Raw genomic sequence first — 23,365 nt, 5'->3', positions numbered from 1 at the left:
GTGGCGCCCATCAGTTCGGAGCGAACACTCGACGCAGACCCAAGAATCGCACGACGGTGGCAACCAGATTCGCGGCCACCAGAACCAGAACTTCCTGTGCTCGGGACGGATCCGGTCTCCAGATCTGCAACAACCACAGCGCTCCGCTGGTCACCACCAACCCGAGAGCGAAAACGGCAAGGCCCTGTGCGTACTGCCGGACGATGGCGTCATTCCCGCGAATCCCAAAGGTGAACCGTCGGTTGACCGCGGTATTGCCGATCGCAGAAATCAACAGTGCCAACACATTCGCGACCTGCGACGGCATCGCGATGCGAAGAAGAACGAACAGCAGCACATAGGCGGCCGCACTGGCGCCCCCTACGACGTAGAAGCGGAACAGCACGCTGCGATACCACTTGGCAAACACCGTTCCGCACCCTCACCCGATCGATGAAACGCCGCACCAACGACGCACACGGTCCGCCACACATGGCGACGCCATCTGGATCAATCATGTCATCTACGACCGCCTGTGCATGATTGACCGTGCAAGCGATGGCCTCGACATCTCGACCATGGATCGCTACATCGCGAGGCGGGCGTTGTCGACTGTGCCCTCCACTTCACAGATGACGCCGCCGAGTGGCCCGGGTTGGCGGCGGTTTCATCGGCCCGCAATCACCTCGTTGCCGACTCAGTCAGTCGATGCCCGATAAGCTGAAGCCATCTTTGTTCGGAGGATGCATGCGTCCGTGACCGAGGTGAGGACGCACATGATCGAGGACGCCCCCGACGCGATTGCAGCATCCGCTGGGCTCGACGCTGAAGCAGGCGTGGATCGCGCCGAACTCTTCGGCGGCGATGCCGACGATCTCAGGGACAGTTTGAGCTCGTTGTCCCAGCTGGCGATGACGTCACTGACACTCCCGCAAACACTCACGCACATAGCGGAATTCGCGGTCAATGCCATTCCCGGTGCCGATGGGGCCGGGTTGACCTTGCTGGAGGGCGATCGCCGGAACACGGTTGTCGCCAGCGACGATTTTGTGGTCGCGGTGGACAACATCCAGTATTCGCTGGGCGAGGGGCCCTGCATCACTGCCGCCGAGCAGGGGCAGACCGTACGGTCGGGCTCGCTCGGAGGAGACGCGCAGTGGCCGCGTTTCGGTCCGCGGGTCGGCCGGCTCGGCGTGCACAGTGTTCTGTGTCTCCCGCTGCAGACAGATGACGGGGTTCTGGGCGCAATGAACGTGTATGCCCGTGCAAAGGACGCGTTCGACGACCGCGCCGTCACCCTCGGCGAGCTGTTCGCCGTCCCAGCGGCGGTCTCGGTGCAGAACGCACAAGCACTGTCCAACGCGTTGCTGTTGTCCGAACAGCTGCAGAAGGCGCTGACCAACCGGAAGATCATCGACCACGCCATCGGCATCGTGGTCAGTCGCAGTGGCTGCACCAGCGTCGAGGCGTTCTCGAGGCTGCGGGAGATGAGCCAGAAGGAACACAAGAAGTTGGCAGAGGTCGCCCAGTCGATCTTCGACGACGCGAAACGGCGGGCTCAGGCCCGACGCTCAGGATCGTGAGGACGATCCGCCTGTCGAACCGAGACCACGGCGGTGGTGGGGTTTCACACCGGATGTGAGACGCGTAGGGTCGAATTGCCGACGTCAGCCGAGCTGATTCCCATCCGCTGCAGGCGTCGGGTATCGCACGTCCCCCTGGTCGTGTGCAGGAAACACCCTATCGGCGGTCGGGTCCGCCTCGGATGCACATGAAGTCGAATCCCCAATTGCTGAATGCCCTTGCGTCACTGACCGACGGGCTGGACGACCCGTTGATCGATCTGCACGAGCGCGTGAGCGAGCTGGTCGTCGCGCTGGCCCATTCGATCGACTCGCTGGTTTCTGTGGCGTTGACCGTGGTGGTCGATCATCGCCCTTACTCGGTTACCGTGCCGGTTGGAAGCGGATCGGTGGCAGTCTCCTCGGTCTCGATACCGCTGGGCGCCCCCTCCGAGCCTGCAACGGGGTCGCGATTGGTGCTGTGGGCCGGGGCGCCAGGCGCATTCGACGAACTCATCGCCGACGTCAGCTCTGCAATGGACTGCGATCCCACGACATTCGACACCGTTACGCATCTGCCGGCCCGCACCGCATTCGGCGGTAGTCATGCCGTCGACATGCACCAGGACCTCGAAGACCGTTCAGCGATCGACCAGGCGCTCGGAGTCCTACTGGAACGAGGACTGACGATGCGAGAGGCCGGCCGGCACCTCACGCAGCGCGCCGAGCTGGACGATGTCTCCCTCGCCGACGCCGCGCTTGCGGTGATCGACGACGCCGTCAACGTTCACCGGCCCGACTTTTGACCTCTCACCGCGATTTTGCGCCAAAAGGCCGGTGCCGGTACCCATTCATTTCAGCGTCGAGCGAACAGGCCCCGCTGCGCATTGACAGGTGGCGGTTTTGCGGGTTACGTGGACAGTGCTGAGAAAACCAGCCGGCCCGGGGCCGGTTCCGCCGCCCACCAGGTCCGCGGGATCGCCACACTAGTTCGCTGCCCGGATATTCAAGTGTTGAACGATGTCGACCTCGAGCACCGGGGTCCGCCTTCGTCCGAACACCACCGACGAGACTTCTCGAACGAGGCTCGCCGGAGCGGAGTGCACCCCGTGGCCATCACCGACATCGCTCGATACGCCCACCTCACCGAGGTCGACATCGACTCGCTCAGCCGCGAACTCGACGCAATCCGACACGATATCGAAGATCAACGCGGCGAACGTGATTCGAGATACATACATCGCATCATCGCCGTGCAGCGTGGGCTCGAACTCGGGGCCCGCGCCGTGCTCCTGGGATCCCGGCGCAAGCCATATGGCTCGTTGGCACATCGATGTTGGCCTGCTCGAAAATCCTCGAGAACATGGAGCTCGGTCACAACATCAGTCACGGACAGTGGGACTGGATGAACGACCCCGAGATCCACTCGAACTCATGGGAATGGGACCAGGTGGGCCCGTCGTCTCAGTGGAAGCGCGCCCACAACTACTCCCACCACGTCTACACCAACATCGTCGGGATGGACGACGACATCGGTTTCGGGATTCTGCGAATGACCCGCGATGTGGCATGGCGCCCGGTGAATCTGATTCAGCCGCTGGCCAATGTGGTCCTCGCGACCACATTCGAATGGGGCATCGCGCGCCACGACCTGGACGCCCAGAAGCGAATGGACGTCGAGCGCCATCCAGGCACCGACGTCAGCCGGATCGGCAAGTCCGAAGCCAGTCGCACCTTCTGGCGAAAGATCGGCAAGCAGATGGGCAAGGATTTTGTCCTCTTTCCTGCCCTGACCGGACGAGCGTGGAAGACCACTCTCACGGCCAACGCGTCGGCAAACCTGATCCGCAACCTCTGGGCGTATGCGGTCATCTTCTGCGGTCATTTCCCTGACGGCGCAGAGAAATTCACGATGGCCGAGTACGAGTCGGAGACACGGCAGCAGTGGTATCTGCGACAGATGCTCGGCAGTGCCAACTTCAGGGCCGGGCCGTTGATGGCGCTGATGAGTGGAAACCTCTGCTATCAAATCGAGCACCATCTGTTCCCGGATCTGCCGAGCAATCGCTACCCCGAGATAGCTGAACGCGTCGAGGCCCTCTGCGAGAAGTTCGATCTCCCCTATACGACGGGGTCGTTGCCGCGACAGTACTGGCTGGCATTGCGCACCATCCACAAACTCGCCCTTCCCGACAGTCTTCTGTCCCGGACGTCCGACGATGCACCGGAGACCAGCAGCGAGCAGCGATTCGGACTCGCCGACCCGCGCGAGACGACCGTGGAAGCGGCGAGTCCGCGCCGTGGACTGAAAGCGGCCATCGGAGCTCTGCGCTCCGCGCACAGATGAACACGTGACGGGGAGCTGCGGGACACATGCGTGCACCCACGCCGAGGGGCTCAGCGAAGCGACCAGGTCAGCTCTCCGTCAACAACGTCGGCAGTCCACCCATCGAACTCGCTGCCGGTCGCGATCGCCCCAATGAGGTTGTCGAGCACAGATGCCACGCTTGGCCATTTGGTGGTGCCGTCGTCAGCATCGATCTTGTCGTAGCGCAGCACTTCGCCCCATTGGCTGCCGCTTCGTAGGTCAGCGACCAGCAAGTATCCGTCACGTTCGGCGAACGGGATGTATTCCGGGACAAAGCCGTACGCCGGAAAGCCTGCGTAACTTGGGTATCCGCTTCTGGCGCCGGCCACCTCGAGCATCGTCGCACGCGCACTGATCATCTCCCGCAACGACAGGAGATCCACGTCGGGGAACACACGCGTCCATCGCCCTGCGGCGAAGCCGTTGACGCATTGGAACAAGTCGAGAATCTGCCCACGTACAGCCCCCGGAGCGAACCCGGCCTCCTCCAGGATCCGCTCGGCTTGGTCGTACGTCAGGCCCGGAGCAAACGAGTCGACGGTGCGATACGCACCGCGCTCGGACAGTGCGGCCAACAGTTGATCCCACCGCGGCCGCAGTGGCCCGTACTGGTCGCTGAACACCCGATCGTCTGTCACTCCGAACACCCTCCCCTTGCCCTCACGGCTACGGCCGAGTCTAGAACCACCATCCGAGTTGTCCTCTGCCAGCGCTTCCTGGTCTTCGCGTACCGAGCACCCGCTCATCGTCACCGCGCCACGACCGTTGATTTCGCTCTCGAAGAACACCGACTACCTGGGGGAACAAAGACCACCAACGGAAAGTTGAGCCCGAAGTACTTAACTTTGGAGGAAACATGAGCGAACTGAATCGCTTGCCGGTGTTGTTCCTGACCGACCCCGTCTTGCTCCCAGGCATGGTGGTCCCGGTCGAACTGGACGATGCCGCACGCGCCGCCGTCGACGCCGCAAAGGCCTCGGAGGCGGGCAAACTGTTGGTCGCCCCTCGATTGGACGACCGTTATCCGGCCTATGGCGTCGTCGCGTCGATCGTGCAGCTCGGCCGCCTCGCCGGTGGCGAATCGGCCGCGGTCCTCAAGGGCGAGTCCCGCGCTCACATCGGGTCCGGAACCACCGGCCCCGGCGCCGCGCTCTGGGTCGAGGTCGAATCGGTGTCTGAACCCGCGGTCACCGAGAGGTACGCGAACTGGCTGCCGAGTACAAGAAGCTCGTGCTGGCCATGCTGCAGCGTCGTGAGGCGTGGCAGGTCATCGACTCGGTCAACAAATTGTCCGATCCGTCGGCACTTGCCGACACCGCCGGTTATGCGTCGTACCTCACGGACGTCCAGAAGCGGCAGATGCTCGAAACCCCCGACGTGCAGAGCGTTTGACCACGCTGATCACCTGGACCCGAGACCACCTCGCGGAAGTCGAGGTGAACGACAAGATCGCCGGCGAGGTCCGCGACGGTATGGAGAAGACGCAGAAGGAGTTCCTGCTGCGTCAGCAGCTCGCCGCGATCCGTAAGGAACTGGGCGAGGACGAACCCGACGGCAGCGACGACTACCGCGCCCGCGTCGAGGCGGCGGAGCTGCCTTACAACGTGCGTGAAGCTGCGATGCGTGAGGTCGGCAAGCTGGAGCGCGCCAGCGACCAGAGTCCTGAAACCGGCTGGATCCGAACCTGGCTGGATACGGTGCTGGACCTGCCGTGGAACGTGACCACCACTGACTCCACCGACATCAAGGGCGCCCGCGCCATCCTCGACGCCGACCACCACGGGTTGGACGACGTGAAGGACCGCATCGTGGAGTACTTGGCCGTCCGCGCCCGCCGCGCCGAACGCGGCCTGCAGGTCGTCGGTGGTCGCGGGTCGGGTGCGGTGATGGTGCTGGCCGGACCTCCCGGAGTCGGCAAGACGTCGCTGGGTGAGAGTGTTGCCCGCGCCCTCGGTCGAAAGTTCGTCCGGGTCGCCCTCGGTGGCGTCCGCGACGAGGCCGAGATCCGTGGACACCGGCGTACCTATGTCGGCGCCCTGCCCGGACGTATCGTGCGCGCCATCGGCGAAGCGGGATCGATGAATCCCGTTGTGCTGCTGGATGAGATCGACAAGGTTGGCGCCGACTACCGCGGCGACCCCAGTGCCGCACTGCTCGAGGTGCTCGACCCGGCGCAGAACCACACCTTCCGCGACCACTACCTGGACCTCGACCTCGACCTGTCGGATGTGGTGTTCCTGGCGACCGCCAACGTGATCGAGCAGATCCCGTCAGCCCTGCTCGACCGCATGGAACTGGTGACCATCGACGGCTACACCGAAGACGACAAGGTTGTCATCGCCCGCGACTACTTGCTGCCTCGGCAGCAGGACCGGGCGGCGATCACCGACGACGAGGTGGAGGTGACCGACGCGGCGCTGCGGAAGATCGCGGCCGACTACACCCGTGAACCCGGTGTGCGGCAGTTTGAACGGCTACTTGCCAAGCTGATGCGGAAGGTGACCACTGCGCTCGCGGACGCGGAGAACAAGAACAAAGTGCGGGTCGATGAGCCCGATCTGGTCGGCTACCTGGGTCGTCCCCGGTTCACTTCGGATGCCGAAGAGCGGACGGCCGTGCCGGGTGTGGCAACCGGGCTCGCGGTCACCGGACTGGGCGGCGATGTGCTCTACATCGAAGCCGGGTCCACCGATGGCGAAGGACTGGTCCTCACCGGACAGCTGGGTGATGTGATGAAGGAGTCTGCACAGATCGCGCTGAGCTACGTGCGTTCGCATGCAGCCGATTTCGGCATCGACCCCAAGTCGCTGGAACGCAGCATTCACGTGCACGTCCCGGCCGGCGCCACTCCCAAGGACGGTCCGTCGGCGGGTGTCACGATGGTGACCGCCCTGGTGTCGATGGCAACCGGACGCAAGGTACGGGCCGACGTCGCGATGACCGGCGAGGTCACCCTCAACGGACGGGTGCTGCCCATCGGTGGCGTGAAGCAGAAGCTGCTGGCGGCCGCGCGGTCGGGAATGACCACGGTCTTCATCCCGCAACGCAACGAGCCCGATCTGGATGATGTGCCTGCCGAGGTGTTGGAGGCGCTGACAGTGCTGCCGATGACCGATGTCGCCGACATCATCGCCCAGGCGCTCGAGCCCGCTGCCGATCAAAAGGCAACCGTCGCAGCCTGATCGACATCTCCGCCCACCTGTTCTCATATCCGTCAACTGCCTCTGGCGGGGCGGGTACACGAAAACAGGTGGGCGGACTTCTGTCACGGGTGGCTGTACGAGGTTTCGGCATCACCGCACCGAGGTAGAGATCAGTATCGATCTCGATGTCCGAGGGAAGGACCGCCCGATGAGTACACAGACGAACAATGCCGTGGCCGAGGTGTGGGATGACTGGAAAGAGGCAGTCAACATGACGGCGAGCGAACTCGAGTCCTTCCTCGACACTCCCGAGTCGAAAGACGTGGGAGACAAGAGCTCGGGCGGGGAATCGACCGGCCACAAGTCAGGCCGGCGGATCGTGGAAATCCTGCGTGCCACCAAGAGCGACCTGACCGAGGACGATGCGGCACACATGCGCAAGGTCGTCGGCTACGTCCATCGACATCTGGCTCAGCGACCCTCCGGCGACGTGTCCGACACCGCCTGGCGCTACTCGCTGATGAATTGGGGCCACGACCCCACAAAATGAAGTCGGTTGTCGCACACTTGATCCATGGCCTATGACACGCACCTGGCGGACCGCGTCCGAGAACTCGTGGGTCCCGAGGCGGGCGTCTCGGAAAAGCGGATGTTCGGTGGTCTGGCGTTCCTGATCGACGGTCACATGGCCGTGGCGGTCAGCGGGCAGGGCGGGCTGATGGTCCGGATCGACCCGGCCGAATCCGAGACCCTGCTCGGCCGCGCCCATGTGTCGCCGATGGTGATGCGTGGGAAGGAGCTTGCCGGGTGGATCCGCGTGGCCGGGGACGGCGTCAAGACCAGAAAGCAACTCCAGACGTGGGTGGACCGCGGCGTCGCCCGAGCGCGGCTGGCGTAGCCGGCGGTCAGGGCGCCTGGCGCCACCACGCGATGACGTACAGCGACATCGCGGTCACCAGCCCGGCGACCACCCAGAGAACAACCGAGTAGTCCACCCAGGACCCGAACGGTGGCGACCCGGGGAAGATGTTTCGCAGAGGGAGCACCGCGAAGAGCATCACCGCGAACCATGTGACCATCGGCGGCTGAAAAGCCTTGCGCCGTCGTACGGTCTGGATCGACACGAACAGGGCACACACGGGAAGGACGATCAGTACCGCACAGAGCGCGAGATCGAAGACCAGCGATCCGGCCGTCCGATCCGCGTAGATCGTGAACGCTTGTCCCCCACTGGCATCCCGATCATCGGACGTCACGTCCCAACCTGTCAGTGAGTCGGTCACCACCACATCCGTGGGCAACGGGAACGAGACGGTGCCGGCCTCCGGCGACGCCGCCTGGCTGAAGGCGCGCACAACCACGTTGTCGGACCGGTATTCGTCGAATGGCCACTCGCGGATGTCACCGTTCGCGTAGAGCTTGACCGGCAGCGGACCCACCCTGGTCCCGCTGTTGAACACGAGCCGTCCATCGGCGGCGATCGGTGAGACGTCCACCACCAGTTCGTTCTTCAGATATCCGTTGTCGCCCAGCAGGTTTTTGCCCGGATACACCGACACATTCGCCGCCATGGAGAAATCACTCCCGTTGACGGCATCGATGTCGAGGTAGACCAGCACACTGTTGTCGGCGGCCACCCGGCCATCCTCTCCGGAGTCGCCGTCACCGGACGCATAACCGACGAGAACCGCAACATAGACCACCACGAGGCCCAGCACGATCAGGAGACCACGCCACCACGTACCTCGTTTGGCCGTCTCCCGACCGTCCGCCGATACGTTGTCCACCTTTGACGCCACCCGTGGCCTCCCGCGCTCGATACACCGCTTCACGATGCCGACGGATCGGCCTCGGCTCGAAGTGAGTGTATCGGCCGAGGCGGGTCAACCTGCGGCTTCGCTCAGGATCGCTCCGTGCGACAACGGCGGTCCCTGCTGCAGCCGGCCGAAGTCGAGCTTGACCAATTGGTCCGCGACGTCGAAGTAGCGGTCGTCGTGGGTGATCACCACAACCGTCTTCCCGGCCCTCTTGAGGTCGGCGAGGATGTTGCGGTAGAACACCTCTCGGAACTGCGGTTCCTGATCAGCGGCCCATTCGTCGAACACGTATATCGGCCGGTCCTCGAGCAGTGCGGTCACCAACGTGAGCCGTTTACGTTGTCCCTGCGACAACGCGAGCGTGGACAACCGGCCCTCGTGGACCGACACCTTGTGAGAGATCTGCATCTGTTCGAGGTACCGCCGCACTTCGTCGTCGATGCCGGGCCGCCGGAACCCGAGGTAGTCCTCGAAGAGGTGGAAGTCGGTGAAGACCGCCGATGCATTCTGCCGGAACCACTCGACGTTCCCGTGGGTGATCAGCTCACCGTTGAGCATGAGCCTGCCGGAGTGCGGGGCATAGAGCCCCGTGATCAGTTTCGCCAGCGTCGATTTCCCACTGCCGTTGCCGCCCACGATGAAGGTGACCTGGCCGGGGTCGAGCACCAGATCGATGGGTCCGAGATGGAAGCCCGCCGCCGGGGGGCCGGCCGGGTGGGGTGCGCCGGGCGGTGGCGGCGGACCGGCCATCTGTTCCCCGCGATAGGTATAGCCGATTCCCGACAATTCAAGCCGGGCATGCCTGGCCAGCGGCCGATCGGTGAACGGAAGACTCGACTCGTCATGCATCGACGACATCGACAGGTCCATCTCTTGGATCTTCTTCAGGGCCACATCGCCGCGCAACAGGTCGGGGATCAGATGCATGATGTTCTGCATCGGCATGGCGAGGAACGTGGTGATGAGGACGTACCCGACCATCACCTCGCGCGGCAACTCGAGGATGACCGCCAATCCGAACAGGATGAACGCCATGGTGCCGAGTTGGCACAACTGCCCGAAGCCCTGGGCCACGGAGAACTTGGTGCCGGCCTCGACGTTCTTGGCTCGCAACGCTTCCGCGGTGCCCAGGAGGTGACGGTCCATGAAGTCACGTCGACGGCCCCGGTGCAGTTTCAGCTCCTTGATACCGAGCGTCACCGATTGGAATGATCTGAGCAGGTCGTCCTCGTTCTCGCGGGCATTTCGATAGATCTTGCGAACACGCTTGAGCACGGTTTCCACGCAGGCGATGGCGGCAAGGGTGGAGCCGACGGTGATGGCGAAGATGACTCCCGACACCACCGACAGGTACACCAGACAACCCACGATGGTGGCGGCGTCGATGCAGATGCTCGGGATCGCCGACACTGCCTGCGACAGCGCACGTACGTCCTCGGTGAGTGTTGCCATCAACCTGTGCATGCCGAGACGTTCGAGATGCTCAAGCGGCGCCGACACCACCCCGGTGCTGAGCTTGGCCCGCAAACGGTAGATCGCGTTCTGCGCCAGATGGATCAGCAGGATCTGGGACAGCAGACCGGTGACCAGGACGACGGCGGCGGTGAGCAAGAACAGCTCGACGGTATGACCGGGCTGCTTGTCCGGCGAGATGATGCTGTTGATCTGGGTGACCAGGTACGCGTTGGCTGCACCGCCGATCAGGCCGGCCACCACGGCAATCGCGATGCCCTTCCACGACACCGACACGAGAAAGCGGATGAGTTGCATGGTGATTGCCTGCTACTTCCGGACGATGTCGAAGAGAAGGCCTTCGAGCGTGACCCCGGGGGCAAATGAGAATGCGATGCCCGTGCTGACCTTGTTGTCGTCGGAGGTCCGCTTGGCCATCTGCTCGAGAACGAAGATGAGCGAGACGCTGAGCATGTTTCCGTAGCGCGCCAGGATGTCCCAGCTCGCTTCGGCACACGCCGGGTCGAGGCCGAGGGAGTGCGCCGATTCATCGATGATCTTCGGTCCGCCAGGGTGGATTGCCCACAGGTTGACGTCGGACTTACTGAGTCCGTGGGACCGGAGAACCGCGCTGATCACCGGATCGACACCCCGATAGATGTAACCCGGGAGATCCTCGGCCAGCTCGCAGGTGATCCCGTTGTGGTTGACGCCCAATACGATTCCGTCCTCGGCGCCGTCCAGCAGGTGGCTGAACGTGTCGCGGATGACGATGTTCCCGGCCGGGATCGGGTGGCGGACCTCGCTGGCACCGACGACCACCGCGCCGCAGCCATCGCCGAACAGACTGTGGGTGATGACCTCGTTGATGTCGTCTGCGAACACGGCGTTGACCGACGAGATCTCCAGGCAGATGACCAGGGCCTTCTTGTCAGGATTGGCGCGCACGAAGTCCGTCGCCATCCGGATACCGTTCATCGCTGCAGCGCAGCCCATGAAGTTGACCACCACACGACTGGTCGTGCGGGGCAGGCCCAGTTCCTCGATCACGGCCACATCTACTCCGGGAGCGATGAATCCGGTGCTCGTGACGAATACCAGAAGACCTACCTGGACCTCACCGGGAACGGCACCGAGCGCACGACGCGCGACGTCGACTGCCAACGGAGCGGCGTGCTCGAGGTACAGGTTCATGCGCTCGCGGATGGTGGCCCGTTTCTGACTGAAGGCCCTGAACTCGGGATCGGTCGGGTTGATGGCCAGGTGCCGCTCGTTGATCCGCGTCTTGTCGTACACCCGCCGGATGCGCTCGCGCTGCTTGGGATCGTCGAACAGTGCGGCCACCTCGTCGGCGGCTTCGCGCTGGGTGAAGACCTGGTCGGGTGCGCCGGTGGCGATTCCTTCGATGACCGCAACCGTGGTCGGCGGAGCGGGCGGAAGTATCGGCCGGGCCACCGGGCGGCGGCCCACATAGGTGGAGTGTGGCCCGGTGAGAGAGTGCTCTGGGATGACGGTCATGGGAGTTCCTTTCAGGTTCAATGCTGTTGAGAGACAATATGTTCGGACTCAGACCGTGCCGAGGCCGGTGAATCCCTTGATGGTGTAGTCGGCGCAGGTCTTGAGCGCCGCAGGTGAGAAGTGTTCGCGGAAGAACCCCCAGCCGTGTTCTTGGGCCGGCCGCGACCGCGATCCCAGGTAGACACGGCACTGTTTGGGCAATCGATCGGTGACGAAGCTCTTCGCGGGCAGCCACTCGACCCCGAACGCCGCCGACTCCTCGCGCACCACGTCCTCGGTGGCGATGTTGGCGAAACCGCTGCGCTGGAACGGGAGTACGTGGTGAACGCGGTGCGAGCTCAGACCGGCAGACAAGAAGCAGTCGATGTAACGGTTGCCGACGATCTTCAGGTCGTAGGCCTTCTCGAGCTGATCCACCGCCCAGTCGTCGGTGTCGATGTCGGGATGTTCGTGAGCGTCGGTGTCGAAGTCATGGCTGGCAACGATGAGGAATGTACTGAACCAGAGGGTTGCGACGAACTGCAGAGCCCAGGCCCACACATCACCCATCGCGATGAAGACCACCAGTTCGGAGATCAACAGAGCCCTCACACCGAAAGCACCGATGAAGTGGGGCAGGCCGCCCTTCCACGACCCGTACATGTCGGCGATGCCGACCTGCCGGGTGAGTTTGCAGATCTCCAGCAACCGAACCACCATGCCCGTCGCGGTATGGCCGAACTTGTGGACGGTGTGGATGGGCACCCGGAACCACCTGGGCAGATCCATCATGAAGGTGAAGACGTTCTTCTTGATGTCCACTTCGCTCTGCGTGTGCGGATGATGTAACAGTGCATGGCCATCCGCGGTGACAAACGACAGCGCGACGTAGTTGACGTCGAAGGCGCTGACAAACGCCTTCGTCAGCCCTTTCTGGGGACGATGGATCGCATAGTGTCCGTAGCCGGCGATACCGCAGCGCAGCACCACCATGGCAATGACAAAGGCAGGCAACGGCATCCAGCTGGTGTCGAACAGCCGGAGTCCCTGTACCGCGAAGTACGCGACCACGAGGCCGATCACCACAATGTTGAAGACCGTGTCCATCCGCTTCAAACGGGCGGCCAGCTGGGGTTCCTTGAGCCTGGCCTTGATCCTGTGGAGGAGATCGTTCTTGTCGTCGAAGCGAAAGTGCGGGGTGTCGCGCCAGCTGTCGAAGTTCTCCTTGAAGAGGAAGTCGGGGGCATTGGCCTTCGGATGGATGTCCTCGACGACGGCATCACGATCCAGCGCGTACTTCTGGAGCATCCGCTCGATCTTTTCCGGATCACGGTGGTACGAACCGATGATGGAGGTGATGTCGCGGTTCTTGGTACGTCCGATGAAGAACTCGCCACCGGGATGTTTGGAGATCCAGTCGGTCAGGTCGTAGGCGCGCCCTCGATAGACCCAGACGTTCGCGAGCCGGGGCCCGCCGTCGGGACCGGGCATCCTGCCGAGATCATGATCCTCCGCCGGCTGGTCGAGGTCGGTGGCCTCATCCCCGACATGGGTGTCAGTCATGCGCTGTCCTTCGTGTGTCACACCGTCCGTTTGGGGACGGCCTCTGCCTCAGTTGGGGATAGGAGGCAGGGCCATGCCGGAATGTTCCCGAGCCGCGCACAGACGTGAATTCAAATGACCGACTTCCGGGGTCGTCGGCAGTCCACTAGCGTCCGTCACCATGCCGAACCAACCCAGCCCAGCGCGAACCGTCCGTTCGCGAACCACCCTTGTCGCGGCGGCTGCCGCCCTGTCGCTTTCCGCCGTGTTGCTCACCGCGTGCGGTGGTGGGTCAAACTCCGATCCCACCACCACACAGTCGATTCCGCCCGTTCTGGAGAGTTCACGGGAGGCCCCGCCGTCGGTGGCGGCGTCCGATCCCACCGCGGTCGTCGAGCAGAGTTCTCAGACGACACGAATGATGAACTCGGTACACATCGTGCTGGATGTCAGCGATTCGATCGACAGTCTGCCGATCCAGAATCTGACCGGCGACGTGACCAACCGCCCCGCTGTCGCAGCGCAGGGTGACGGCGAGTTCCGGATCAACAACAACCTGTCGCAGTCGGAGTTCATCGTCTCCGAGGGCAACCTCTACACCAAGGGTGACGGCGGCACCGAGTACACGAACATGGGACCGGCGAACCGTATCTACGACCCCGCGGTGATCCTCGACAAAGACCTCGGGCTGGCTAATGTGATTGCCAAGGTGCAGGATCCGACCTCTGCCGGCACCGAGGAGATCAACGGCGTCAAGGCAATCAAGGTCGAGGGCACCATTGCCAGTGCCGAGCTCAAACCGATCCTCCCCGAAATCGACAAGACACAACCCACCCTGCCGATCACCCTGTGGGTAGCCGCCGAGGCACCGTACAACCTCGTCCAGGCGACCATCACCGTCGATGACGGAAAGGTGGACATCATCACCTCTGATTGGCAGAAGCCGTTCACCATCGCCAGCCCACAGCAGTGACGAGTGGTGAGATGACCGCGCCCACAAGGACCGAACTACAGGTGTGGGTCGACGGTGTGCCCCGGTCGGTACGACCGGCCCCGCAGCTCGCCATCGGCCGGGTACCCGAATGCGACATCACCGTCGACCACCCGCTCATCTCGCGGCGCCACGCAATGGTGAGCTGGCAGGGCGGCTGGGTGGTGACCGACGAGGGCAGCACCAACGGCCTCTATCTCGACGGCCGGCGTGTGCAATCGGTGCCGGTGGGCCGGGGTCAGCAGATTCGCCTCGGGGACCCCCACAACGGCCCGCTCCTCCAGATCCGGGTGGTCGAGAGCATCACACCGACGAATATGCCTCACCTGCAGGCCATTGCGCAGAACCAGTCGCCGCCACCGCAGCGCGAGGCCCTGGACATCGCCCGTGGTTCCACGGTCCGGATCGGGCGCACACCCGACAACGACATCGTGGTCAGCGACGTGCTCGCCTCGCGTCGTCACGCCCAGATGATCAGCGGACCGCAAGGGCTGCTGATCGAAGACCTACGCAGTGTCAACGGCACCTACGTCAACGGTCGCCGAGTGATGCGGCACCAGCTGACCGACGGCGACGTGGTGACCATCGGCAACAGCGACTTCGTGGTCACGGACGGCAAACTCGTCCGGGGACAAGACCAGTCGGTGGTCGGCGGCGGTGTCCACGTCAGCTCGGTCAGCCTCACGGTCGACCGGAAGCAACTCGTCAGCGACATCGAGTTCAGCGCTGCGCCGGGCACTCTCACCGCGATCATCGGGCCGTCGGGCGCCGGGAAGTCGACCGTCTCCCGAATCGTGTCCGGTGCCGGGCATCCCACCGCCGGCCAGGTCACCTTCGAAGGTCGCAGCGTCCACGAGGAGTACGAGGCCCTGCGAACGCGCATCGGCATGGTCCCGCAGGACGACGTGCTGCACGGACGGCTCACCCTGCGCCAGGCCCTGCGCTACGCCGCGCAGTTGCGACTGCCGCCCGACACGTCCCGTGCCGACCGCGACGCCGTGATCGACGGCGTGCTCGCCGAGCTGCAACTGACCGAGCACACCGGCACCCGCATCGACAAACTGTCAGGGGGACAACGTAAACGGGCATCGGTGGCGATGGAACTGCTGACGGGCCCGGCGCTTCTCATCCTCGACGAACCGACCTCCGGCCTCGACCCGGCGCTCGACCGCCAGGTGATGCAGACCCTGCGCCGACTCGCCGACGCAGGCCGGGTTGTCATCGTGGTCACCCACTCGGTGGCGCATCTGTCGATATGCGATCAGGTCCTGCTGTTGGCCCCCGGCGGTAAGACAGCATTCTGTGGTCCGCCGGAGTCGGTGAATGCCGCGATGGGCACCGGTGATTGGGCGGAGATCTTCGCGTACGTCGCGGCGCGACCCGATGAGGCGGCGACCCGCTACCGGTCGACCGCGCTGCGCCGCCGACCACCGCAACCCCCACCGCCATCGGCGCCGCGGCCTCGATCCCGTCAGACCAGCGCGTTGCGCCAGGTCAGTACGATCGCACGACGTCAGATACGCCTGATCTTCGCCGACAGAGGCTATCTGACGTTCCTGATCTTGCTTCCCGTTGTCTTGGGGGCACTCACCCTGGTGATCCCGGGGTCGGCCGGTTTCGGTCTGAACGCCCCCGGCACCACCGAGACACTGCAGATCCTGGTGGTCCTGTCGATCGGCGCGACATTCATGGGCTCGGCGCTCACGGTGCGCGACCTCGTCGGCGAGCGGTCCATTTTCGAGCGAGAACGTGCCGTCGGCCTACGGCCAGGTGCCTACCTCACCGCCAAGGTGATCGTGTTCGCCCTCGCAGCCATCGCACAGACGGTGATGATGCTGGTGATCACCTATGCCGGCCGGGGCACACCGGGCAAGGGCGTATACCTGCCCGGCGCAATCGAACTCGGAATCGACCTCGCGCTGCTCACCTGCATCGGTGCGCTCATCGGCCTGGCGATCTCGGCGACGGTCCGCACCCCGGAACAGACGATGCCGCCGCTTGTGGTGGTGGTGATGGTGCAGTTGGTCTTCTGCGGCGGGCTCTTCGCCCTCCACGATCGGATGGGCCTCGAGCAGCTTGCCTGGCTTGTCCCCGCCCGGTGGGGTTACGCCGCCGCGGCGTCCACCGTGGAGGTCCAATGGACCACCCCTGGTGCCGCTACCGAGGACGAACCGATGTGGAAGCACGATATGGCAACTCTCGGCCTGAGTTACGGCGTGCTCGGGGCCATCGCGCTGCTGCTCCTGGTGTTCATCTACAGCCGTCTGCGACTCAAACGACCAGCATGAACCACAACTCGTCGCTCCGGGATGCGCTCGCGATAAGGTGCAGAAAGCCGTGGCCCAGTGGCGGGTCCGCGAATCGCAGACGATTGGTGGGGGTTGTTCATGGGAGTTGTCCGACACAGTTCCGAGGTGAAGGCGACGCGAGAACGAGCCTTTGCCTATGTCAACGACCACCGGCACGTCCCGGATTGGATGTTCGGTGTCAAGAAGTTCGAACCGGTGTCGGAGACCGTCTACGGGCTCGGAGCCACGTTCGACGTGGTGATGAACGTGGGCCCGAAGGCTCTCAAGGCCACCCTCGAGGTCACCGAGTTCGTCGAGAACGAGATGGTCCGCCTTGAATCGGTCAAAGGCTTCTCCGCCGCGACGGTGTGGCGTTTCGAGGACACCGCGACCGGCACCGACGTCAACGTCGAGATGTCGTACGACCTCCCGGGAGGCATCGCCGGCCGCGCACTGGGCGCGGTGATCGAGCCTGTCGTGGGACAGGCTGTGCGCCACACCGATTCGGCGCTGAGGGCACAGCTGGACAAGCCCGCCTGACACCGGCGGGCTTGTCGCCGTGGTCCACTTCAGTTCAAGGGATGATGTTGACCATTCGGCCGGGCACCACGATCACCTTGCGCGGCTCGCCGTCAAGCAACGGCGCGATCTTCTCGTCCGCCAATGCCGTTGCCCGCAGAGTGGCCTCGTCTGCGTCGGCGGCCACCGTCATCCGGCTGCGGACCTTGCCCTTGACCTGGATCGGGATCTCGATGGTGTCTTCGACCAGCCACTGCGGATCCGGCGTCGGGAACGGCCCGTGCGCCAGCGATCCCGTGCCGCCCAGCCTGCCCCACAGCTCTTCGGCGATGTGCGGCGCGACCGGTGCGAGCATCAACACCAACGGTGATACCGCTTCTCGCGGAGCCCCTTTCGGATACTGTTTGGTGAGGTGATTGGTGAGCTCGATCAGCTTGGCCACCGCGGTGTTGTCGCGCAGGTTTGCGTAGTCCTCCCGAACGCCCTCGATGGTCTTGTTGAGCAGACGATTGGTGTCGTCAGCCAGCGGTTCTTCGGTGACCCGCATGTCGCCGGTCGCCTCGTCGACCACCAGGCGCCAGGCCCTCTGGAGGAATCGTTGGGCGCCCACCACGTCTTTGGTCGCCCAGGCGCGGGAGGTGTCGAGCGGACCCATCGACATTTCGTAAACACGCAGGGTGTCGGCGCCGTACTCGCGGCAGATGTCATCGGGCGCAACGGAATTCTTGAGCGACTTGCCCATTTTTCCGTACTCGCGGTGGACTTCCTGACCCTGGTAGAAGAACTTGCCACCTTGTTCGGTGACCTCTTCGGCCGGGACGTAGATGCCCCGCGAATCGGTGAACGCGTACGCCTGGATCATTCCCTGGTTGTAGAGACGGCGGTACGGTTCTGCCGAGGTGACGTGTCCGAGGTCGAACAGCACCTTGTGCCAGAAGCGCGAGTAGAGCAGGTGCAGCACGGCGTGCTCCACGCCGCCGACGTAGAGGTCGAGGCCACCGGGGTCCTGCGGTCCGTGCAACTCGGGACGCGGGCCCATCCAATAGGCCTCGTTCTCCTTGGCGCACAACTCTTCCGAGTTCTCGGGATCGATGTAGCGCAGCTGATACCAGGAACTGCCCGCCCACTGCGGCATCACGTTGGTGTCGCGGGTGTAGTGCTTGAGACCATCCCCGAGATCGAGTTCGACATGCACCCAATCGGTGGCCTTGGCCAGTGGCGGCGACGGCTCACTGTCAGCGTCGTCGGGGTCGAAAGAGACAGGCGCGTAATCGATCACGTCGGGCAGCTCGACCGGCAGCATCGAATCCGGAATCGAATGTGGTGCGCCGTTCTCGTCGTAGACGATGGGGAAGGGCTCGCCCCAGTAGCGCTGTCGGGCGAACAGCCAGTCGCGCAGTTTGTACTGGATCGTCCCGCTGCCGGCACCATCGGACTCGAGCCGCTCGATGATCGCCGCCTTGGCGTCCTCCACCGTCATCCCGTCGAGGAATCCGGAGTTCACCAGCGTTCCGTCACCCGTGTACGCCTGCTCGGCGACACCTTGTTCGGAGCCGATCACCTCGATGATCGGGAGACCGAACGACGTCGCGAACTCGTGGTCACGGGGGTCGTGGGCCGGCACCGCCATGATGGCGCCAGTGCCGTAACCGATGAGCACATAGTCGGCGATGAAGATCGGGATCTGTTGTCCGTTGACCGGATTCGTCGCGTAGCTGCCGGTGAAGACACCGGTCTTCTCTTTGTTCTCCTGGCGCTCCAGGTCGGATTTGGCAGCGATGGTCTCCCGGTACTTCGCGATCGCGGCCGCGGGAGTCGGGGCACCGAAGGTCCACAGCGAGTTGACGTCTGCAGGCCAGGCAGCACTGGTGAGCTCGTCGACCAGCTTGTGTTCGGGCGCGAGCACCATGTAAGTGGCACCGAAAAGCGTGTCGGGCCGGGTGGTGAACACCTCGATCTGGTGATCGGTGCCGGGCACATCGAACGACACCTGGGCACCGCGCGAACGGCCGATCCAGTTGCGCTGCATGGTCTTGACCTTCTCGGGCCAGTCCAGCAGCTCGAGGTCGTCGAGGAGGCGGTCGCTGTAGGCGGTGATGCGCATCATCCACTGCCGCAGGCGTTTACGGAAGACCGGGAAATTGCCGCGGTCGCTGCGGCCGTCCGCCGTGACCTCTTCGTTGGCCAGCACAGTTCCCAGCCCGGGACACCAGTTGACGAGTGAATCGCTCTGGTAGACCAGCCGGTACTCGTCGATCACGTCGTTGCGGGCGGCCTGGTCCAGTTCCGACCAGGTCCGGCCGTCCGCCAGAGTGCGGGCGCCCGATTCCAGCTCGGCGATCAGTTCGGGGATACGCCGCGCCTTACCCTGCTCTGCGTCGTACCAGGCGTCGTAGATCTGCAAGAAGATCCACTGCGTCCAGTGATAGAACTCGACGTCGGTGGTGGCCACGCGGCGCCGCTCGTCGTGACCGAGGCCCAGCCTGCGGATCTGCTCGAGGTATCGCTCGATGTTGGCCTCGGTGGTGGTGCGCGGATGCGTGCCTGTCTGCACGGCGTACTGCTCTGCGGGCAACCCGAAGGAGTCGAAGCCCATCGTGTGCAGGACGTTGTAGCCGTTCATCCGGTGGTAGCGCGCGTACACATCGGTGGCGATGAAGCCCAGCGGGTGGCCGACGTGCAGCCCCGAACCCGACGGGTACGGGAACATGTCCTGGACGAACAGCTTGGCGTCCGGTCCGTTGAACGACGAGAGGTCGCCGGCCAGTTCACCGGTCGGATTGGGGGCCTCGAAGGTACGACCTTCTGTCCAATTCCGCTGCCAGCGCTCCTCGATCTGCCCGGCCAGGTCCGCGGTATAGCGGTGCTGCAGGGTGTCGTCAGGGCCAGGAGTCGTCGAACCAGTCACTTGACCAGCGTAAAGCGTTGCTCGCAGCCGCCGTACGCAGGCCTTCCGACGGGCGATTTGCACAGCATCGTATGGTGGTGGGGTGACCATCGCCGCCTTCATCCTCGCCACTATCACGCTGGTGCTGGCGCTGATCTTCCTCACGGTGGGTGCCCTCGGCACCACTCGCAAGCTGCCTCGTAACCGGTGGTTCGGTGTCCGGTCGGCAGAGACCATGCGCAATGACGACGCGTTTGTCGTCGCCAACCGCGTGGCCGGCCCTGGATTGATCTGCGCCGGGGCCATCCTCGCGATGGGCGCCATCCTCGCCTTCGCGCTCGGCGGCGGAGCCGGTGTCGTCCTCGCGCTCGCCGCGATCGTCGTCGGTGTGGTCATCGCCGGCGTCATCGGGTCATTCGGCATCCGCGCGGCGACCACCGTCGAAGAGCCCGCATCGGACTGTAGCCAGAGCGGTGGCTGCGCCAGCTGCTCACTGCAGAAGGTGTGCACCAACTAGCCAAACGGCCACGGTCAGCAGCGACGCCGCCCAGGTCAGGGTGCCGGTATCGACACCGGGATGCTCAAGAAGCTCGGGGCATTCGGATCGAGCTGGATGTGTTCCGGTTTGAGCTCCGACTCGTTCAGCAGCGGCCGAAGCGGCAGCCCCTTCGGGAAGTTCATCGCGAACACGTCCACCCGCAGCCGGTGGCCCGGTTTGATCAACGCGTCCGTCGCGAGCAGACCGACGTCGAGCTGGACTGCCTTGCCCGGCTGCACCGGTTGCCGGGTTTCGAGCGTCAGCGTGTTGACCGGGTCCACCACGTCGCCGTTGGGTGCGTAACCCGTCTTTTCCGCGTCGAGGGCACGCAACGACGCCATCACCTGGCCCGACGTCAGGACGGTCGACGTACCGTCAGGCGCGACGTCGTTGAGCGTTGCCGTCCAATACCCATCGGTTGCGTCCATCACCGTGTTGAGGTGCAGGTTCACCGGCCCGCTGATGGTTGTCGGCACCTGCACCGGCGCACTGGTGAACGTCAGGGCCGTGGACTCCGAGATCCGCGCGTCGTCGGCACAGAACGGGAAGATCCCCACCAGGCCCGCGGTCTGCTGGGCCGCATCGCGGGAACACAGGGTGGCCAGGCCGGGGGCAACGGTCATCCGGCCCCGACTCGGTGAGGGCTCCGTCGACAGCGAGCCGTCGCGGACGGCGTGCGGCGCGGTACCGCTCGAGCGGTCGGACAGGTACATCCGCTGGTAGTTCATCCCGGGGCGCGGGAAGTCCGACGCCGTGGTCCAGCCGTTGCCCAACTGGTAGAGCGTGGCAGGCCCGTAGTTCTCGATCCCGTTGTCGATGCCCTTGAGCCACTTGTCGAACCACGCCTTCTGCAGCACGTCGAGCCGGGGTGGGCTGCCGGGATCACCGAAGCCGGCGCCGCCGGTGATGTGGTAGGTGGGGCCCATGATCAGCTGCTTCTTGCCGCCCGAGAGCGGAATCTTGTTGTACATCCGCCACTCGCTGTTGGTGAACAGGTCGAACCAGCCGCCGTAGAGCATCGTCGGCACCTCGATGTTCTCGGCGAGATCGCGCCAGCCCACGCGCTCGGCGGACGCGCTGTCGAGAAGGTTCATCGTGCGCGGCGGAATCGACTCGATGGTCGGCGACAAGAGCGCGTCGAACAGCTGCGGGGCGAACACCGCCGGATCGGTGAGCCTGTCCGACAACCACTTCCAGTCGAAGGTGCCGTTGAGCATCGACTGGACGTCGGGGACGAACTTCAAGCCGTTGACCAACGCGAGCCATGCCGGCAGGAAGCCGACGCCGAGGGCACCGCCCGGCGCGACGATGTCGCGGATGAGGTCGCCGCCCGGCTCCACCGGGAAGATCGCCTTGAGCGGCTCGGGGTTCTTGTTGGCAGCCTGGATCTGGTTGATCCCCGAATAGGAGACACCGCTCATCCCGACGTTGCCGTCCGACCAGCCCTGCGTTGCCGCCCAGTTGATCACCTCGACGGTGTCCTTCTGCTCGCGCTCACGGAAGACGTCCCAGACACCCTGGGAGAAACCGGTTCCGCGCACATCGACCACCACCTGGGTGTAACCGCTGCGGACCAGTTTCTGGTCGACGGAGAAGGTGCGAGCAAAGCCACCGCGGATCGCGCCCGCGAAGTCGTTGATGCCATCGATCGGTGTACCCGACAGATTGATCATCCCCGCGAGCTGGTCGGCCAGCGGACCGAGCACCGGGTTCGACAACGCCGCATCGGCCACCGCAGACACCAACTTGGTGTACGGGGTCATGTTCACGATCACGGGCGTCTTGGTGGCGACAGGATTACGGGCGGCATCCGCCGGACGGTAGACGTTGGCCTTGAGAACCGTGCCGTCGCTCATCGTGATCGGCACGTCCCACTGGACGTTGACGTCCGGGTACCGCAGGCCCTGATCGTGTCCGGCAGTCCACTGCTGCCCATTCGCTCCCGCGGTCGGATCTGCTTGCGCCGCAACCGGATTGATCAACCCGGCCATCAGTGCCACTGTCGCGACACCGGCCATCACAGCGACTTTGCCGAAACCGTTCCTACGAACCCACCCTGACATCGGACCCCTCCAACTCCCCACACCCGGCGACGCCTGTCTCTCACCGTCACCGATTTCGAATCGAACCGTAACAGTTCGGTGACCCGGCCAGGACGGGTTGTCAGTTTCGTTCGAGTTCGATCGGGTGAGTGGACAACAGCGGCAGCGGCCACGGCTGACGGCGCAGCACCTGTGCCCAGAGATCGACGTCCGCGGGTACCAGGACATCGTCGGCCAGCGACGGCGCCACGATCCAGCTTCCCTGGCGGAGTTCGTCACCCAGTTGCCCGATCCCCCAGCCCGCGTAGCCGGCGAAGATCCGGACGCCGGTCAGCACCGACCCGAGATCATCGGCGTCGGCATCGAGGTCCACCAGCACCACGCGGCCTTCGACGGGGCGAAGGGCGGGAAGGTGGTCGATGGGCATACCCGGCTTGACGACACCGAGACACAGAGCGGAATCCTGCTTGACCGGCCCGCCCACGAAGATCGCCTTCGGCCGGGCGGCCGTGTCGGTCCATGCCGGCAGAAGGTTGTGCACCGCAGTCTGACTCATCCGGTTCAAGACCACCCCGAGCGTGCCCGCGTCATTGTGTTCGATGACGTAGATCACCGTGCGGCGAAACGTGGGCTCGGCGAGATCGGCTGAGGCCATAAGCAGACTGCCGGCAGACACCTGGGCGGTACTCGGTGACACGCGTTCATCATCGCACGCCACCGGCGAGGTGTTTGTACGCTGG

Annotated in this window: 18 protein-coding genes and 2 pseudogenes; 10 read left to right on the top strand and 10 right to left on the bottom strand. The window is 64.3% G+C overall.

Translation table 11 applies throughout. The annotated features are described in order from the left end of the window. Positions 1–10: 10 nt before the first annotated feature. Positions 11–409 (bottom strand): GtrA family protein, encoded by a 399-nt coding sequence (locus W823_RS43375; protein WP_023958370.1) that lies wholly within the window; start codon positions 407–409, stop codon positions 11–13. 325 nt (positions 410–734) lie between these two features. On the opposite strand from W823_RS43375, the gene W823_RS43370 reads away from it, so the two are divergent. Together W823_RS43370 and W823_RS43365 are read left to right on the top strand one after the other, a co-directional pair. Then, positions 735–1,562, top strand: a complete 828-nt coding sequence (locus W823_RS43370) for a GAF and ANTAR domain-containing protein (RefSeq protein WP_235189532.1) — start codon at positions 735–737, stop codon at positions 1,560–1,562. A 188-nt stretch (positions 1,563–1,750) separates the two neighbouring features. Beyond that, entirely contained in the window at positions 1,751–2,347 is a 597-nt protein-coding gene (locus W823_RS43365; RefSeq protein ID WP_152538063.1) for an ANTAR domain-containing protein, read from the top strand. Positions 2,348–2,527: 180 nt separating this feature from the next. On the opposite strand, the gene W823_RS58830 is transcribed toward W823_RS43365, so the two are convergent. After that, complete coding sequence (locus tag W823_RS58830) at positions 2,528–2,782, bottom strand: hypothetical protein (protein WP_235189552.1); 255 nt, start codon at positions 2,780–2,782, stop codon at positions 2,528–2,530. On the opposite strand from W823_RS58830, the pseudogene W823_RS43360 reads away from it, so the two are divergent. Then, positions 2,666–3,888 (top strand): annotated as a pseudogene (locus tag W823_RS43360) (fatty acid desaturase). The gene W823_RS58830 and the pseudogene W823_RS43360 overlap by 117 nt on opposite strands. A 50-nt stretch (positions 3,889–3,938) precedes the next feature. Here the strand turns inward: W823_RS43360 and W823_RS56605 are convergent. Then, complete coding sequence (locus W823_RS56605; RefSeq protein WP_023958367.1) at positions 3,939–4,697, bottom strand: hypothetical protein; 759 nt, start codon at positions 4,695–4,697, stop codon at positions 3,939–3,941. 68 nt (positions 4,698–4,765) lie between these two features. On the opposite strand from W823_RS56605, the pseudogene lon reads away from it, so the two are divergent. The 3 genes and pseudogenes from lon to W823_RS43340 all read left to right on the top strand — a co-directional run bounded on the left by lon (position 4,766) and on the right by W823_RS43340 (position 7,950). Continuing rightward, positions 4,766–7,091: pseudogene (lon, locus tag W823_RS43350) on the top strand (endopeptidase La). Positions 7,092–7,260: 169 nt separating this feature from the next. Beyond that, a complete protein-coding gene (locus W823_RS43345; RefSeq protein ID WP_023958366.1) occupies positions 7,261–7,602 on the top strand; it encodes a DUF3140 domain-containing protein in 342 nt (113 codons plus the stop codon). 24 nt (positions 7,603–7,626) lie between these two features. Further along, positions 7,627–7,950, top strand: a complete 324-nt coding sequence (locus W823_RS43340) for a TfoX/Sxy family protein (RefSeq protein WP_023958365.1) — start codon at positions 7,627–7,629, stop codon at positions 7,948–7,950. Positions 7,951–7,957: 7 nt separating this feature from the next. Here W823_RS43340 and W823_RS43335 read toward each other — a convergent pair whose 3' ends face one another. The 4 genes from W823_RS43335 to W823_RS43320 form a co-directional block, all read right to left on the bottom strand. Beyond that, positions 7,958–8,851, bottom strand: a complete 894-nt coding sequence (locus W823_RS43335) for a DUF4436 family protein (protein ID WP_023958364.1) — start codon at positions 8,849–8,851, stop codon at positions 7,958–7,960. 84 nt (positions 8,852–8,935) lie between these two features. Next, on the bottom strand, positions 8,936–10,639 hold the full coding sequence (locus tag W823_RS43330) for a cyclic peptide export ABC transporter (RefSeq protein WP_023958363.1): 1,704 nt from the start codon (positions 10,637–10,639) through the stop codon (positions 8,936–8,938). A gap of 12 nt (positions 10,640–10,651) precedes the next feature. After that, positions 10,652–11,839 carry a type III polyketide synthase gene (locus W823_RS43325; RefSeq protein ID WP_023958362.1) on the bottom strand — a complete coding sequence of 396 codons (1,188 nt, stop codon included), beginning with the start codon at positions 11,837–11,839 and terminating at the stop codon, positions 10,652–10,654. A 48-nt stretch (positions 11,840–11,887) separates the two neighbouring features. Further along, a complete protein-coding gene (locus tag W823_RS43320) occupies positions 11,888–13,381 on the bottom strand; it encodes a cytochrome b5 domain-containing protein (protein ID WP_023958361.1) in 1,494 nt (497 codons plus the stop codon). A 160-nt stretch (positions 13,382–13,541) separates the two neighbouring features. On the opposite strand from W823_RS43320, the gene W823_RS0129210 reads away from it, so the two are divergent. From W823_RS0129210 to W823_RS43310, 3 genes are all read left to right on the top strand, one after another. Continuing rightward, on the top strand, positions 13,542–14,333 hold the full coding sequence (locus tag W823_RS0129210; protein WP_023958360.1) for an LppX_LprAFG lipoprotein: 792 nt from the start codon (positions 13,542–13,544) through the stop codon (positions 14,331–14,333). Positions 14,334–14,344: 11 nt separating this feature from the next. Then, positions 14,345–16,639: an FHA domain-containing protein gene (locus W823_RS43315; protein WP_031332360.1), complete on the top strand. Its 2,295-nt coding sequence runs from the start codon at positions 14,345–14,347 to the stop codon at positions 16,637–16,639. A gap of 99 nt (positions 16,640–16,738) precedes the next feature. Further along, a complete protein-coding gene (locus tag W823_RS43310) occupies positions 16,739–17,179 on the top strand; it encodes an SRPBCC family protein (protein ID WP_030166902.1) in 441 nt (146 codons plus the stop codon). 34 nt (positions 17,180–17,213) lie between these two features. On the opposite strand, the gene leuS is transcribed toward W823_RS43310, so the two are convergent. Then, positions 17,214–20,066 carry a leucine--tRNA ligase gene (leuS, locus tag W823_RS43305; protein WP_023958357.1) on the bottom strand — a complete coding sequence of 951 codons (2,853 nt, stop codon included), beginning with the start codon at positions 20,064–20,066 and terminating at the stop codon, positions 17,214–17,216. An 82-nt stretch (positions 20,067–20,148) separates the two neighbouring features. Between leuS and W823_RS43300 the strand changes: the two genes are divergently transcribed. After that, complete coding sequence (locus W823_RS43300) at positions 20,149–20,562, top strand: SdpI family protein (RefSeq protein WP_023958356.1); 414 nt, start codon at positions 20,149–20,151, stop codon at positions 20,560–20,562. Between the two features lie 35 nt (positions 20,563–20,597). Here W823_RS43300 and W823_RS43295 read toward each other — a convergent pair whose 3' ends face one another. Further along, positions 20,598–22,646 (bottom strand): CocE/NonD family hydrolase, encoded by a 2,049-nt coding sequence (locus tag W823_RS43295; RefSeq protein WP_023958355.1) that lies wholly within the window; start codon positions 22,644–22,646, stop codon positions 20,598–20,600. 100 nt (positions 22,647–22,746) lie between these two features. Continuing rightward, the gene (locus W823_RS43290) at positions 22,747–23,343 is read right to left on the bottom strand and encodes a YqgE/AlgH family protein (RefSeq protein ID WP_081729758.1); all 597 of its coding nucleotides are present in this window, start codon (positions 23,341–23,343) and stop codon (positions 22,747–22,749) included. Positions 23,344–23,365: the final 22 nt, after the last annotated feature.

Origin of the sequence: Williamsia sp. D3, from assembly GCF_000506245.1 — a bacterium.
GTDB lineage: Bacteria > Actinomycetota > Actinomycetes > Mycobacteriales > Mycobacteriaceae > Williamsia > Williamsia muralis.
This window is presented reverse-complemented; position numbering and strand designations above follow the sequence as displayed.